14 protein-coding genes are annotated in these 14,687 nt (G+C 65.9%); 4 read left to right on the top strand and 10 right to left on the bottom strand.

All coding sequences use genetic code 11. From position 1 onward, the window contains the following. Positions 1-241: 241 nt before the first annotated feature. Positions 242-520 (top strand): hypothetical protein, encoded by a 279-nt coding sequence (locus DDE13_RS05880; protein ID WP_111402410.1) that lies wholly within the window; start codon positions 242-244, stop codon positions 518-520. A gap of 160 nt (positions 521-680) precedes the next feature. Here DDE13_RS05880 and DDE13_RS05875 read toward each other — a convergent pair whose 3' ends face one another. Together DDE13_RS05875 and DDE13_RS05870 are read right to left on the bottom strand one after the other, a co-directional pair. Continuing rightward, positions 681-1,019: a type II toxin-antitoxin system RelE/ParE family toxin gene (locus DDE13_RS05875; RefSeq protein WP_235868604.1), complete on the bottom strand. Its 339-nt coding sequence runs from the start codon at positions 1,017-1,019 to the stop codon at positions 681-683. Beyond that, positions 1,016-1,303 carry a hypothetical protein gene (locus DDE13_RS05870; RefSeq protein WP_111402408.1) on the bottom strand — a complete coding sequence of 96 codons (288 nt, stop codon included), beginning with the start codon at positions 1,301-1,303 and terminating at the stop codon, positions 1,016-1,018. Before DDE13_RS05870 ends, DDE13_RS05875 begins: the two co-directional genes overlap by 4 nt. 703 nt (positions 1,304-2,006) lie before the next feature. Here DDE13_RS05870 and DDE13_RS05865 point away from each other — a divergent pair. Genes DDE13_RS05865 through DDE13_RS05855 form a run of 3 tightly spaced genes read left to right on the top strand, consistent with a single transcriptional unit; the run spans position 2,007 to position 5,604 of the window. Further along, complete coding sequence (locus DDE13_RS05865; protein WP_162630875.1) at positions 2,007-3,590, top strand: ABC transporter substrate-binding protein; 1,584 nt, start codon at positions 2,007-2,009, stop codon at positions 3,588-3,590. Further along, positions 3,587-4,594, top strand: a complete 1,008-nt coding sequence (locus DDE13_RS05860; RefSeq protein WP_111402404.1) for an ABC transporter ATP-binding protein — start codon at positions 3,587-3,589, stop codon at positions 4,592-4,594. Before DDE13_RS05865 ends, DDE13_RS05860 begins: the two co-directional genes overlap by 4 nt. After that, a complete protein-coding gene (locus DDE13_RS05855; RefSeq protein ID WP_111402402.1) occupies positions 4,594-5,604 on the top strand; it encodes an ABC transporter ATP-binding protein in 1,011 nt (336 codons plus the stop codon). Before DDE13_RS05860 ends, DDE13_RS05855 begins: the two co-directional genes overlap by 1 nt. 2 nt (positions 5,605-5,606) lie before the next feature. Here DDE13_RS05855 and DDE13_RS05850 read toward each other — a convergent pair whose 3' ends face one another. From DDE13_RS05850 to DDE13_RS05815, 8 genes are all read right to left on the bottom strand, one after another. Then, positions 5,607-6,263 (bottom strand): FadR/GntR family transcriptional regulator, encoded by a 657-nt coding sequence (locus DDE13_RS05850; protein ID WP_162630874.1) that lies wholly within the window; start codon positions 6,261-6,263, stop codon positions 5,607-5,609. Between the two features lie 465 nt (positions 6,264-6,728). Next, the gene (locus tag DDE13_RS05845) at positions 6,729-8,495 is read right to left on the bottom strand and encodes an ABC transporter ATP-binding protein (RefSeq protein ID WP_111402398.1); all 1,767 of its coding nucleotides are present in this window, start codon (positions 8,493-8,495) and stop codon (positions 6,729-6,731) included. After that, entirely contained in the window at positions 8,492-9,433 is a 942-nt protein-coding gene (locus tag DDE13_RS05840) for an acetamidase/formamidase family protein (RefSeq protein WP_111402396.1), read from the bottom strand. Before DDE13_RS05840 ends, DDE13_RS05845 begins: the two co-directional genes overlap by 4 nt. Positions 9,434-9,436: 3 nt before the next feature. Then, entirely contained in the window at positions 9,437-11,059 is a 1,623-nt protein-coding gene (locus DDE13_RS05835; RefSeq protein ID WP_447248480.1) for an ABC transporter substrate-binding protein, read from the bottom strand. A 38-nt stretch (positions 11,060-11,097) separates the two neighbouring features. Further along, on the bottom strand, positions 11,098-12,018 hold the full coding sequence (locus tag DDE13_RS05830; protein WP_111402394.1) for an ABC transporter permease: 921 nt from the start codon (positions 12,016-12,018) through the stop codon (positions 11,098-11,100). Continuing rightward, entirely contained in the window at positions 12,015-12,911 is an 897-nt protein-coding gene (locus DDE13_RS05825) for an ABC transporter permease (protein ID WP_111402392.1), read from the bottom strand. The genes DDE13_RS05830 and DDE13_RS05825 overlap by 4 nt, the downstream gene beginning before the upstream one ends. Next, positions 12,908-13,498 (bottom strand): transcriptional antiterminator, encoded by a 591-nt coding sequence (locus DDE13_RS05820; RefSeq protein ID WP_111402390.1) that lies wholly within the window; start codon positions 13,496-13,498, stop codon positions 12,908-12,910. The genes DDE13_RS05825 and DDE13_RS05820 overlap by 4 nt, the downstream gene beginning before the upstream one ends. Further along, complete coding sequence (locus DDE13_RS05815; protein WP_111402388.1) at positions 13,495-14,628, bottom strand: transporter substrate-binding protein; 1,134 nt, start codon at positions 14,626-14,628, stop codon at positions 13,495-13,497. Before DDE13_RS05815 ends, DDE13_RS05820 begins: the two co-directional genes overlap by 4 nt. Positions 14,629-14,687 lie beyond the last annotated feature (59 nt).

The following is a 14,687-nucleotide window of genomic DNA, read 5'->3' as shown; positions in this document are numbered from 1 at the left end:
GGGACATGACGCAATTCCTGCAATCCATACTCCAAGGGTATCCAGCGTCTTTTTTTCCGTTCCGTCAAGCACGGTGATCGCCGGAACCGGGCCGTTTGCTCTGTATCGAAGCGCACATTTGAGAAGTTTTTTCTACGGCCGGGCTTCGCGCATGGCGCTTGTCGGCTCGGTCCCGGTCGGGCAGGGTAAAGCCCCGGGCCGCCGCACGTCGTGGCCGCCCTGAAAATCCCGGGGCCCAACCATGAGAATTGCAGTCCTGATTGCACCGTTCTTTCTTCTACTCGCCTGTGCGTCGCAGGATGCGCTCGACGCGCAGTATGCCGGCGCGCCGCTGACCGCCGTCTTCGCGGATCTCGGCCCGCCGGACGAAGCGAATGTGCTCGCCGACGGGCAGACGGAATACATCTGGCGCGCCGCCGCGCGCGAAGACGGCGTGGACAGCTGTTTCACCCGCATCGTGACCGATGGCGGCGGTACCGTGGTCAGCGCCGGCAAGTCGGACGGGGTCGGCCGCTGCTGACACGGTCGGGCGGCGATGCATGCTATGCGGAGGTGGCGCGCGGCAGCGGCTTTCGCATCCCGTGGCGCGGGATGCCCTGGCCGCGCGTGACGCGGCACCCGCAAGACGGTCGCGGAGTGGGCTTCATGCACATCCCCGCCGCGCACAGACCGCCGTTCGGTCAGCCCTTCGCGAAGGTGTCGGATCGATCCGGTGCCATGTCGACCCAGTTCTGGCCGCCGAAAGCGACCAGCGCGATTTGGAGGCAGTCCCCGGCCCCCGTGAGCCGGAAGACGATCGTGATCCTACGGTCCACACCGCCATGACGCACCCGCCAGCCCGGCAGGTTCGCGCTCAGGCCCGTGCCAAGGGTCGGGTTCGCCAGGATGTCCGCGACAAGTGCGTCGACCTGGTCGAGCCGACGTTCCGCGGCACCCGGATCGCCGGATACATCCGCCACGTGACGCGCCAGCTCCCGCAGGTCACGCCGGACGAGCGGGTGCCGCTCGATCCGGATCATGTCCGGGATGGTTTGCCGGCATGTCTTGCGGCCAGAAATGCCCGCGCGTCCGCCGTGAACGCGTCGACATCGGTCACGGGCTCCCACTGATCGACGGGGACTTGCAGGCGTCGCCGCACCTCGGTCTCGAGCAGCGTCTGTTCCCGCTCGCGGGCGACACGGGCACGGGCCAGTTCGCCGGAGACGGCGGCGCTGACATTCGGGTAGTCGCCGCGGTCGACCAGTTCCTTCGCGTATGCAAAAGCGGCTTCCGTGAAGCTGACGGACTGCTTGTGAACCCCCATGGCGTTCTCCCTTGGTGCTCCAGTATCGTACCGTCATCCAGGGCCGGTGTCCATGGTTCCGGCCCGGAATGCGCGGACAGGTTGGCGGGATGCGGCAGGGGGTGCAGCCTCGGGGCTGGGGCAATTATGCCGGGCGCAGGCGCGTGTCGGCGCTCGCCTCGCATGGCGAAACGGGCGGCTCCGCGCCTGGCGATTTCGCCTTGTCGCCGCCGTGCCAAGTTGGACAAGCGCGGCGGCGTGCCCGCTTATCCGCAGTGCGATGTGGGCGGCTTCCTCTCTTTCAGCCGTCGGGTATCCCGCAGACCGCCCGTCGACAGCCGGAGTGCGACATCGGATGCCATGAAAGTCCGGAATGTCCGGTACTGGCAGGATAAATTGACGCCGTGGTGTATTGGTCGATCGAGCCGCGCCGATAGGGGCGTTCATTCTTGATCCTGCTCCGGTTTCCATGAGGCTTGCCGGGCGCGGCCCAATTCAGGGTCGGCGCGTCCGATATTCATCGGCGGTCAAGAAGGGCGTGACCTGCGCGGGCTGGCGACCAGCTGCCACGACGATCCATCCGCGATGCGAACTTGATACATCTTGACGCAACGTCGAGACAGGTGATATCAGTCAACTGATGAGTGAAGCTTGCACTCATGCTTTTCGCCAAACGCAACCAGAGAGTCGCGGCGGCGAAATTGGGCCAAAGGGGGGGAGAACTATGGTCATTCGTCCGCTTGCTGCAGTGGCTGCCTTCGTGGCGACCATGGGCGGCGCACATGCGCAATCCACTGTCGATGTTGTCTACGCGACGCCGAACGATGTTGCGACGCTTGAACCGACACAGGTTCAGGGATTCTCCGATCATACCTCGACGCTCGCGATCTTCGGAGCGTTGACTTTCAACTTCGACGGCAAGACCGGCGAAGTGGGATACAAGCCCTTTCTGGCCGAGGCGATCGATCCTGTCGACCCGAACATCTGGCGTATAAAGCTTCGGGAGGGGATGAGCTTTCACAACGGCGCCCCGCTGAACGCGGAAGCGGTCAAGTTCTCGTTCGATCGGATCCGGCAAGCCGATTTTCCCTCGGGCCGCTACATGAAAAGCGCACCCATCGAGTCGGTCGAGATCGTGGATGACCTTACGGTTGATGTGCACACGACCGAGCCGATTGCCATCTTTCCCGCCCGCTTGCTGCGCGCCGATGGCTACGTGGTCGAACCGGGCCACTATGCCGACGCGCCGCCATGGGAGAGAATTTCGGAAACGGCTTTTGATCCGGTGGGCGCCGGTCCGTTCCGCTTCGTGTCGCACGAGCCGGACAACCGGTTGATCCTCGAGGTCAACGACGCGTTCAAGGACCCGCGCGGCTATCCGGCGCCGAACTTCGACCGGCTCATCCTGCGGGTCATTCCCGAACCGTCGACTCTGGTTGCGGAACTCTTGCAGGGCACGGTGGATATCGCGCCGATCCCGTCGGAAATGGTCCGCGTGTTCGAAGAGGCCCCGAACCTGCGCGTGGTGACGTCGCCCAGCACGACGCGGCTTTCGTTCATGATCAACCAGGCGGCGCATCCGGCACTATCGGACCGGCGGGTGCGGCAGGCGATCAATCACGCGATCGATGTCGAAGCCTTGCGGCAGACGCTGACGGGCGGGCAGGGGGTTCGGATTGCCAGCCTCGTCAATCCTCCGAACGCGAACCCGTCGCTCCGGCCATACAACCATGATCCGGACCGCAGCCGGGCGTTGCTGCGCGATGCGGGCCATGCCGACGGCTTCGCGCTGACGATAGACTGGAGCGCGGCACCCGCCTGCGGCGCGCTGGCCACCGCGGTCGTGCCCTATCTCGAAGCGGTCGGCATAGCGGTGGAGGCCGTGCGCGAACGCGATTGGGCGACGGAGTATTTGCCCGGGCAGGTCGCGGGAACCCTTGGCGGCCTGCACGGGCATGGCCATGCCGGGGTGGAGATGACCGCCGAAACAGATCTCTGGCCGATCCACCCTGAAAGGGAGGCCAATTCCACCAACTGGACCGGCCCGGCGGCCGACCGGTTCGTGCGGCTGTACCGCAAGCTGCAACAGACCACCGATCCGGATCGCCAACGCGACCTTGGTCATGCGCTGCAGGCGATCACCCATGACGAGGCGATCAGCGTGCCGTTCTGGCAAATGCCGCGCCATGTCGCGGTCAGCGACCGCGTGGCGCATTTCCGGCCCTATCCGGGGGGCCACAACGAGGATTTCTGGTCGATCCGCATGTCCGACGGCGCGTCTGCCAGCGGCACCGGGGCGCGATCATGATTGCGGGGAATGTTCTTCTCGATGTCGATGACCTGAAGGTTCATTTCCGGACGGACGAAGGCGTCGTGCGGGCCGTAGACGGGGTCAGCTTCCACATAGACGAGGGCGAGACGCTGGGGGTTGTCGGGGAATCCGGCTCCGGCAAGTCCGTGACCAGCCTTGCGATCATGCGCCTGCTGGGGACATCAGGCGCGATGGCGCCCGGCGGGGCCATCCGGTTCGGCGGGATGGACCTGCTTGGCATGTCCGACCCTGAGATGCGCCGGATCCGCGGAAACGCCATCGCGATGATCTACCAGGAACCGATGTCGAGCCTGAACCCGGTGCACACGGTCGGGCGGCAGATCGCCGAAGTGGTGCGGCTGCACCAGCGGCTTGACCGAAAGGCAGCCGACCGGCGCGCCGTAGAGATGCTCGAACTGGTCGGCATCCCCGAGCCGGCCCGCCGGGCCCGGAATTACCCCCACGAGATGTCTGGGGGCATGCGCCAAAGGGTGATGATCGCCATGGCGCTCGCCTGCAAGCCCCGGCTGCTGATCGCCGACGAGCCGACGACCGCGCTCGACGTGACGATACAGGCGCAGATCCTCGACCTGATGCGCCAGTTGCAGCGCGACATCGGAATGTCGATCCTGTTCATAACCCATGATCTTGGCGTGATCGCGGAAATGGCGGATCGTGTGGTCGTGATGTATGCCGGACGCACGGTCGAAGAGGCGACGGTGGACGACCTGTTCGTGAAGCCGCTCATGCCCTACACGATGGGGCTTCTGGATTCCGTCCCGCGTGTCGACACGGCTGGCCCGGCTTCGGGCAAGCTGCGCACCATTCCCGGCAATGTCCCCAACGCCCTGATGCGCCCGCTCGGCTGCGCCTTCGAGCCGCGCTGCGGCTACGCCATGGACGCCTGCCGGCGCCAGATGCCCGTCCTCGAAGACACGGGCGGTGGCCATATGGTCCGATGCCATCGCTGGGGTGACATCGTCCGCAAGGAGGCAGGCTGATGATCCATGTCGATCCCGCGACCGCCGAAACACGTGCGCCGACCATGGGCAAACCGCTGCTCGATATCCGGAACCTGCGGCGGTACTTCCCGCTGCAGCGCGGCGTTCCGCCCGGTCGTGCGATCGGCGTCAAGGCGGTGGACGACGTGAGTTTCACGATCGGCACCGGCGAGGTCGTTGGCCTCGTCGGCGAATCCGGATCTGGAAAGACGACGGTCGGGCGCACCATCCTTCGGTTGAAGCAGCCGACATCGGGCGAGATCTTCTTTGACGGGGTCGATCTCGTGCCGCTCGAGACCGCCGCGATGCGTCCCTATCGCAAGCAGATGCAGATCATATTTCAGGATCCCTATGGCAGCCTGAACCCGCGCATGAATGTCGGTCGAATCATCGGCGAAGCGCTTGGCACGCACGGCCTTGCGCCCGGTAGTGCCCGCGCTGACCGGATCGGCGAACTGCTGCTTGCGGTCGGTTTGCGGCCCGAACACATGCGTCGTTACCCGCACGAGTTTTCCGGCGGGCAGCGCCAGCGCATCGGGATCGCGCGTGCGCTTGCGGTCGAGCCGCGCTTCATCGTCGGCGACGAACCGGTGTCCGCACTCGATGTTTCCGTGCAGGCCCAGATCGTCAACCTGCTTGACGATCTGCGGTCGCGCCTGTCGCTGACGATGCTGTTCATCGCCCATGATCTGGCGGTGGTGAAGCACATCAGCGACCGCGTGATCGTTATGTATCTCGGCCGGATCATGGAAATCGCACCTGTCGATGCCCTGTATTCCAGTCCGCGCCATCCGTATACCGAGGCTCTGCTCGCGTCCGTGCCGGTCCCGGACCCGCGCGCCCGGCGCAACAGGGCCCCGCTTCAGGGTGACATTCCCAGCCCGATGAACCCCCCGTCCGGCTGCGTGTTCCGGACCCGCTGCCCGATTGCCACGGACGAATGCGCCAAGGTGGTTCCACCGCTCGAACAAGTGGCGCCGGGTCACTTCAAGGCCTGTATTCGGCGCTGAACCTAGGTCTGCTCGCGGTCCTGGGCGTTCAGGCTGCGCGACCAGCCCTCGTAGCTTTTCTCGATGGCTGCGCGCAGCAGGGCCGGGTCGCGCGACTTGAACGCGACATAGATCGCCCTGTGATCGGATGCGGCGACGTTCGGAATTTCGCGGATCGATTTCTCGATGGAGCTTCGGAACAGTTCCAGGATCGTGCTGCCCATCGTGATCATGTAGGGATTACGGGTCGCCTGGAGGATCGCGCGATGGAACCCGAGATCGTCCTCCACCGTCTGCGTGCCTTCGGCGATCCGCTTTTCAAGCCGCTCGACCAAGCGCCCAAGCGCAGCGATGTCGGCCTCGGTCGCCTTTTCCTGGGCCAGAACCGTGTAATTCGGCTCAAGCAGCTTGCGGAACTCCAGAAGCTCGGCGGACGTGCCATCCTTCAGAAGCAACTGAAAGACCAGCGGCGTCAGCATGTCGGGTCCGGGTTCGTTCCGGATCACCGTTCCAAGGCCGTGCCGGATATCGACGGCGCCCACGGCCTGCAGCATCTTGAGCGCCTCGCGGATCGAGGTCTTTCCGACACCGAGCTGCGCGCTGAGTTCCGTCTCAGACGGCAGCATGTCGCCGGGCTTGAGTTCCCGGCGGACGATGGCCTTCTTGATGCAGTCAAGCACGTACCCGACCGCCGAATTCCTGGTCCGCCGTTGCGCCAGAGAGGATTCGGCAGGGGGTTCAGAGTTCATCGGCACACCTGTCGAGCATGAAACGAATTGATCGATCATATGGTCGTTTGCGCATTTGAGGTCAACAGATGACAGATCAGTCATACCCGCACGATCGTCGCAGGCGCGCCGTCTTGTGGCGGTTTGGCGGGGTTGCGTGGACCTGTCCCCCCTCCGCCGTGCTGCGGCTTGCCAGCTTTCGGCTTCGGCCGTGGGTCAATGGTTGTACCGGGACACCGCTGACCGGCCAATCGGACATCTGGACAGGGCAGGCCGCGCCCTATCCAGCGCCCCGCGGCAGCGCGTGCCGTGGTCAACCGGGTCGCAGGATTTGCGGCCTTGGCTGCGCAAAGGGCGTTCACGGCTTTCACCGGTAGCCGCGTGCCATCGCGTTGCCGTGTGGTGCGGGAACCTGCGTCAGGCGACGGCGACGCGATGTTCGCCCGACACCTGTTCCAGACGTACGCGCGGAAAGACTGCCCCAAGCGGCAGCATCGGGCTTTGCGATTCCGGCGCCGGGGGCTGCGGCTGGCGCAGCCGTGTCGGATCGGGCACCGGAACCGCCGCCAGAAGCCTGCGGGTATAGGGATGACGCGGGTCGCGCAGGACGGCGTCGCGCGGCCCCTCTTCCATGACCTGACCGAGGCGCATCACCATGATGCGGTCGGCTACCTGGTCCACCACGGCCATGTCATGGGTGATGAAGAGATAGGACAGCCCGTCCTCGTCCTGCAATTCCTGCAGAAGATCGAGAACCTGTGCCTGCACCGAAACATCCAGTGCCGAGACGCTTTCGTCGGCGACGATCACCTTCGGCGACAGGCTGAGCGCGCGGGCGATGCAGACCCGCTGGCGCTGCCCGCCGGAAAATTCGTGCGGAAAGCGCCCTAGCATGTCGGCGGACAGGCCCACCCGGCGGAACAGGAATTCCGCGCGGTCCGTCAGTTCCGACCCGCTGGCCAGCCCATGGACGCGTAGGGGTTCCACGACCTGCTCGCCCACCGTCATCCGCGAATCCAGCGATGCGCCGGGATCCTGGAACACCATCTGGATGTCGCGCAGCACGGGCCGCATGGATCGGCGCGACAGACCCTTCGTGTGCCTGCCGTCGATCCGCACCGCGCCCTCCCACGGCACGAGGCCCAGCAGAGCCTTGCCGATGGTAGACTTGCCGGACCCGGATTCGCCCACCAGCGCAAGCGTTTCCCCCACCCGGATATCGAAGGACACGCCCTCGACGGCGTGCAGCCGCGCGACGGGCCGGTTCAGGATGCCGCCTTTCACGTCGAAGCGCACGCTCAGGTCCGAAACCTCGACGACCTTTTGCCCCGGGCTGCGCGGGGGGCGGGGAGGCGCGGCGCCAAGCCGGGGCACCGCGGCGAGCAGTCCCTTGGCGTATTCGGAACTGGGTGCGCTGAACAGGCGTTCGACCGAGGACGCCTCCACCGGCTGGCCCGCGCGCATGACGATGGCCCGATCGGCCATTTCCGCCACCACGCCCATGTCATGGGTGATCATGAGGACGGCGGTGCCACGTTCCTTCTGCAACAGCCGGATCAGGTCGAGGATCTCGGCCTGGACGGTGACATCGAGCGCGGTGGTCGGTTCGTCCGCAATGAGGATCTCGGGCTCGCAGGCCAGCGCGATGGCGATCATCACGCGCTGCCGCATGCCGCCGGACAATTCGTGCGGGTACTGTTTCAGCCGCCGCTCGGGGTCGGTCAGGCGCAGGTCGCGCAGCAGCTTCAACGCTCGCGCCGGGGCCGCGTCGCGGGTGCACATGTCATGTTCCAGCAGTACCTCGCACAACTGCCGCTCGACGGTCATCAGCGGGTTCAGCGAAGTCATCGGTTCCTGGAAGATCATGGAGATCCGCCGCGCGCGGATGGCGCGATACGCCCGGTCCGACAACCCCGCGATGTTGCGGTCGCCCAGCCGGATGGTGCCTTCGGTGATCCGCGCCATGGGGCGCGGCAACAGCCCCATGATCGCAAGGGCGGTCATGGACTTTCCCGATCCGCTTTCACCGGCCAGGGCGACCGTTTCGCCCCGATGCAGATCGAAGGACAGGTGGTCGAGAACGGTCTTGCCGCCCGCGCCGGTCGCGACCTGCACCGTCAGGTCGCGCACCGACAGGACGGGGCGCGCGTCGTCGCCCCGTCCGCTGTCATTGTCTCGCGTCATTCGAATACGACCCGCGGGAAATAGAACGACACCACCCAGTTGGGCATGTCCACGATTTCCGAGATGCGCAGATCTCCCGCGACCGAGCAGAGCAGATACGCATCCTCCGCCGACAGGCCGTGCTGCTTGCCCAGCAGGTCGATCATGCCCGACACCGCGGCGCGGGCGCCTTCCATCATGTCCGGCCCGATGCCGGTCGTGGCCTCGTAGCCTTTGGCGTCGAGATGCCGCGTGACCGGTCCCGGCGTCGAGAACCGCGGAAAGGCGAGTGGCTCCTGCTTGATGAGATCCAGCGTGATCTCGACATCCATCGGGCTTTCGATGGCGGTTCCGCAGACCTCGCCGTCGCCCTGCGCCGCGTGCGTGTCCCCGACCGAGAACAGCGCGCCCTCGACCTCCACCGGCAGGTAAAGGACCGACCCCGCGGCCAGATCACGGATATCGAGATTGCCGCCCATACGTCGTGGCGGCACAACGGAATGCAGGCCGGGTTCGGCCGGGGCAAGCCCGATGGTCCCGGCAAAGGGCTTCAGCGGCACCTTCGCGATGTCCGAGAACAGCGACGGCGCCAGCGTGTCGGGATCGTAGTCCCACACCTTCAGATGCGGTTCCTTGAACTGGTCGGCAAGCAGCCCGAAGCCGGGAATGTTCGCCGTCCAGCCGAAGCCGGACGGGTGGAACTGTTCCAGTGTGATCTTCAGGATGTCGCCCGGCTCGGCCCCGTCCACATAGACCGGCCCGGTCACGGGGTTGATCTTGCCGAAATCGAGGTTCGGGACATCCGCCGTCGTGCTGTCGCGGGTAAACTGCCCGCCGGAACTGTCGAGACAGTGGAAATAGACACGGCTGCCGGGTGCCACCACCTGTGCGGGCGGGATCGAATGATCCCACCCGTGGTGATGGCGGCCGTGAATGGTATAGTCACAAGCCTTGCACATCGTTCATTCCGCCGTGGCCGAGTAGATGTAGTCGTAGTTGACCGGGATGTGCACCGGGTCCACGAACAGGCTGTCGTCGCCGGCCATGTTGTCGGACACCAGCGTGAACCGCTGTTCGTTGAACACCGGCACCCAGGGCGCGTCGGCCATGATGTCCACATAGATCGACCGCCACGCGGCCTCGCGTTCCTCGGCCATGGCCGGGTCGGCCATGGCATCGGCCTCCGCCGCCCGCGCATCGAGCTCCTCGTTGCAATACCACGACCAGTTCCAGCCACCGGGCACCGCGCCCGCGCAGCCGAGGATGGGCCCGTAGAAGTTCGACGGATCGGGGAAATCCGCGATCCAGGCCATGCCGCCCGACCAGATCATCGGCGCCTGGTCGGCCTCGCCGCCCGCCGCGATGACGTTGGATTGCGCAAGGCTCCGGATATCGGCGGTGATGCCGATCTCCGCCAGGTCCTGCTGGATGGCCTGCGCGATGCGCGGGTTCGGGTCAACGTTCATCACGTAAAGCTCGGTGGTGAACCCGTCGGGGAAGCCCGCCTCGGCCAGCATCTCGCGCGCCGCTTCGGGATCGTAGGCATAGCCTTCATAGTCGGGGGCATAGCCGGGCATCGTGGGCGGCAGCGGCTGGTTGGCGGGCACGGCGCGCCCGTTGATCATCTGGACGATCCGGTCCTTGTTGATCGCCATGTTCACGGCGCGACGCACCTCCACGTTGTCGAACGGCGCCATCTGCGTGTTGAGCGTGATGTAGCCGGTGTGAAGCTGGCCGCCTTCGACCACGTTCTCCGCCTGTGCGGGGTCGTTCATGACCTGCAGGAACTGCGCGGGCGGGATGCCGTCGCCCGGCACGTCCGCTTCGCCGCTTTGCAGCCGCAGCAGGGCCACGGTCGGGTCCAGCCCGATGTTGAAGGTCACCTGATCCAGCTTGGGCACGCCCGCACGGTGATAATCCTCGAACCGTTCGAACACGAGCCGCTGGCCGGGTACCCATTCCGCCAGCCGGAATGCGCCGGAGCCGACGGGTTCACGCCCGAAATCCTCGCCCGAGGCTTCGACCGCCTCGCGCGGCACGATGGACGCGAAGTTGAGCGCCATGACATGGCTGAACGTCGCGTCGGGCCGGGACAGGGTGATCTGCACGGTCTTGTCGTCGATCACCTCGACGCCGCTCAGCCCCTCACCTTCGCCCGCGTTCCATTCATCGAAGCCCGCGATCATGCCGAAGAAGCCGGCGCCCGGGCTGCGCGTTTCGGGGTTGGTCACGCGCTCGAGCGAGTATTTCACATCCTCCGCCGTAATCTCGCGGCCGTTGTGGAACATGATGCCGTCCTTCAGCACGAAGGTATGCACCATGCCATCTTCGGAAATCTCGTGGCTGGCCGCCAGTTCGTTGCGCAGCGTCGTCGTGCCAGGCTCATAGCCCATCAGCCCGTCGAACAGCGACTTGATCATCGACCAGTTCTGCCAGTCATACCCGATCGCGGGGTCGAGCGTGGCCACGTCGTCCTGGTAGGTCACGACCATCTCGCCGCCCTGCGGCGCGTCCTCGTCCACTTGCGCAAGCGCACCGCCTGCGGCGAGCGCCAGACCGGCGACACCGGCCATCAATCGGGTCATCATCATGCTTTTCATGTGTCTTTCTCCTCTGTCGGTTTTCATTTGGTCTTGATGCGGGGATCGATGAGCGGTGCCACGAGATCGGCGATCAGGTTGCCGAGCACGATGGCCGTGGCCGACACCAGCGTGACGCCCATGATGACGGGAATATCCACGCGCTGGATCGCCTGCCACGCAAGCTGGCCGATCCCGGGCCAGCCGAAGACGGATTCGACGACGACGATGCCCGACATGAACAGCCCGATGTCGATGCCGATCATGGCGATGATCGGCAGGATCGCGTTGGGCATCACGTGTCGGGTGATGATGCGCAGCTTCGACAGGCCCTTGGCGCGGGCCGTGCGCACGAAATCCTGCCCCAGCACGTCGATCATGGACGACCGCATCATGCGGCTGTACCAGCCCGCGCCAAGAAACCCGAGCGTGATCGACGGCAGCACGAGGTGCGCGAAGGTGCCGTAGCCGCCGATGGGGAACCACCCCAGCTGCACGGCGAAGACATAGAGCAGCAGGATGCCGATCACGAATTGCGGGGCCGAGATCGACACGAAGCTGAAGATCATCAACCCGTGATCCGCGGGACGGTTGCGGCGCAGGGCGGCGATGACGCCGATGGTGAGACCGAGGATCAGTTCGGTCACGATGGCGGACACCATCAGCAGCAGCGACGCGGGCAGGCGCGACGCGATCAGGTCGGCCACCTCCGCCCGCTGAAGATAGGACCGGCCCATGTCGCCCTGGAGCAGGTTCCCGAGATAGCGGACATACTGCAGCAGGAGCGGATCGTTCAGCCCGAGCTGGTCGCGGATACTGGCGACGGTTTCCGCCGTGGCCGACCGTCCGGCGATCTGGCGCGCGGGATCGGCCGGCAGCAGGTAGAGCAGCACGAAGGTGACGAAGGTGATCCCCAGCAGGATCAGCGCGCTTTCGACCAGGCGCCGGACCAGATAGCCGCTCATCCGTGGCGTCCCTTCAGCGTCGGGTCGAGGACATCGCGCAGCGCGTCGCCCACAAGGTTGAAAGCCAGCGCCAGCAGCACGATCAGCAGGCCCGGAAAGAACACCAGCCACGGCGCGGTGGAGAAATAGGTCTGGTTCTCGAAGATGATGTTGCCCCAGCTCGGCATCGGCGGCTGCACGCCCACGCCAAGGAAGCTCAGTGTCGCCTCCAGCAGGACGGTGGTGGAAATGCCAAGCGTGCCGAACACGATGATCGACGACAGAAGATGCGGCAGGATGTGCTTGCCGAGAATGCGCAGGGGGGACGAGCCGATGGCGCGCTGGACCTGGATGAATTCCCGCTCGGCCAGACTGCGGGTTTCGGTATAGATCACGCGGCTCATTTGCACCCAGTTGACCATGGCGATCACCAGCGCGACGATCATCAGGCTGGGCTGGAAGATTGCCGCCAGCACGATCGCCAGCAGCAGCGCCGGGAAGGCCATCATCAGGTCGGTGAAGCGCATCAGGATCGCCGCGGTCCAGCCGCCGAAATACCCCGCCGCGATGCCGACGCCTGCGCCGAGGATCACCGCCGTGCCGTTCGCCACCACCCCGATGATGAGCGACGTGCGCGTGCCGAGGATCAGGCGCGACGCGAGATCCCGGCCCAGAAGATCGGTGCCCAGCGGGTAGGCGCCGCCCGGCGGCAGCGGCCCGCCCATCAGATCGAGCCCGTCGAAGCTTTGCGCGAAGGGGTCGTGCGGCATGATCCAGGGCGCGAACACCGCGCAGACGACCATAAGCGCGATCACGGCAAGCCCGAAGGCCGCACGGGGCCGCCGCAGCAGTTCCAGCAGGACCGCGCGCACGCGCCCCCGCTGCCGCGGGCGAAAGGCCTCAGCCACGCTCATGCCCGCTTGCCCCCGGCGAGTCCCCGGTCGTGCAGCAACTTCACGGCGGCCTCTTCGAGGCTGATCTGTTCGACCATGGCCATGGCGCGCAACTGTTTCAGCGCGAGCGCCTCGTCCCGCCCGTCCTGCATCAGCGACAGCACGGCGCGGATCACGTCGAGCCGCCCGCCGCGGCGGCGGGCCTGTTCCGCATCGCGGGCCGCGCGATCCGCCTTCCGGGCAAAAATCTCGTGCGCGATCACCATAGCCGAGAACAGGTTGCCAAGTCCGGCGACCGGCAGGAAGGCGTCGATCTCCTGTGCCAGCGCCCAGGCCAGCCGCCCGGGGCTTTCCGACCCGATCAGCCCGATCACCGGCACCGGCGCTGCCCCGCGCGGCCATGGCAGCATGGCATCGTCGGCGGTATCGATGTCGATCACGAGGATATCCGCGATGGCAGCCGTGTCGCTGTCCAGATCCGTGCTCCGGACATGCGATTTTACGCCCAGCCGGTCGCAGCGGTCCTTGATCCGCGCACCGATCTCGGGCGAGCGCACGAGGACGATCGCTGTGTTTCCGCGGAAATTGTGTATCGGCGCGCTTCTCATGAGACGATCCTCAGATTGGGCCTCGGGTTGGGCCACGGGTCGGGGCTGGCGCGGGTGGGGGTTGGCGGCTGGCCGGTCATGTAAGGGTCGGCAGGGATCGGGCCGTCGGCGCGCTGCACGATCCTGAACCGGCCCTGTTCGGCGATGGACAGTTTCGGGGTCAGCATCGCGTGCCGCAGAACCGGATCGATGGCGATATCGCCCATGACGGTGGGGACCGGCGCCGCGGTCGCCGCCCGGAACACGGCTGCGGGATCGTCCGTCCCGGCCTGCTGCGCGGCTGCGAACAGGATTTCCACGGCGGCGTGGGACGTGGCCATGAATGACGACACCCGCCCGTTCGGCGCATGGCGCCGGGCCGCGGTACGGAGATCGTCACCGGCGTCGGGTTCGAAGAAGCTGCCCGCCGCCAGTAACCCGTTCGCCGCGGTCCCGATGTCGTCCAGATCCGCCTCGGTCTGATTGAAGCTCACGACCTGCACGGGGTCGGCGCCCGATGTCCTGCGGGCGTCGAGCCCGCGCAGCAGGCTGACATTGGAGGGCCCGATCAGGCTGTCCACGACGCAATCCGCCCGCTGTTCCGCGATTTCATCGATGATGTGGTCCGGCGTCACCGCACCAAGCGGCACGAATCTTTCGCCCACGATGTCGAGCCCGCGTGCCACGAGACATTCGCGCGCCAGCCGCAGCGTTTCCCAGCCCCAGACATAGTTTGACCCGACAAGATAGACCTGCCGCAGCCCCTGCGCCGCGATCCAGTCGGCGACGGGCACGACATGATGATTGGGCGAGGCACCCAGATAGACGACGTGATCGTTGCTTTCGAACCCTTCATAGGGGCAGGGATACCACAGCAGGCCGCCATAGCGTTCCAGCAGGGGGATCAGCTCCTTCCGGCTAGACGACGTGATCGCGCCGACGATATGGCGCACGCCGCTTTCCAGCAGGCCCCGCGCGATCCGGTCATAGGCGGCGATGTCCCCGCCCGGATCCGCCACCACGGGTGCGATGACATGGCCATGGCGCTGTCCAAGCGCCTCGATCGCGCCGAGCGCACCCGCCAGCGCGCTTTGCCCGAGCGCCGCGTAACTGCCGGTCGTCGAGAACATGAGGCCAAGTCGCAAGGTCATCGCCGGGACGGGTCCATAAAAAAAGCCCCGTGACCTCCTGCGGGGAGGTCGGACGGGGC

The organism is Meridianimarinicoccus zhengii (assembly GCF_003254465.1).
Taxonomy (GTDB): domain Bacteria; phylum Pseudomonadota; class Alphaproteobacteria; order Rhodobacterales; family Rhodobacteraceae; genus Meridianimarinicoccus; species Meridianimarinicoccus zhengii.
The sequence above is the reverse complement of the archived record's forward strand: the minus strand, read 5'-3'. Positions and strand labels throughout refer to the sequence as shown.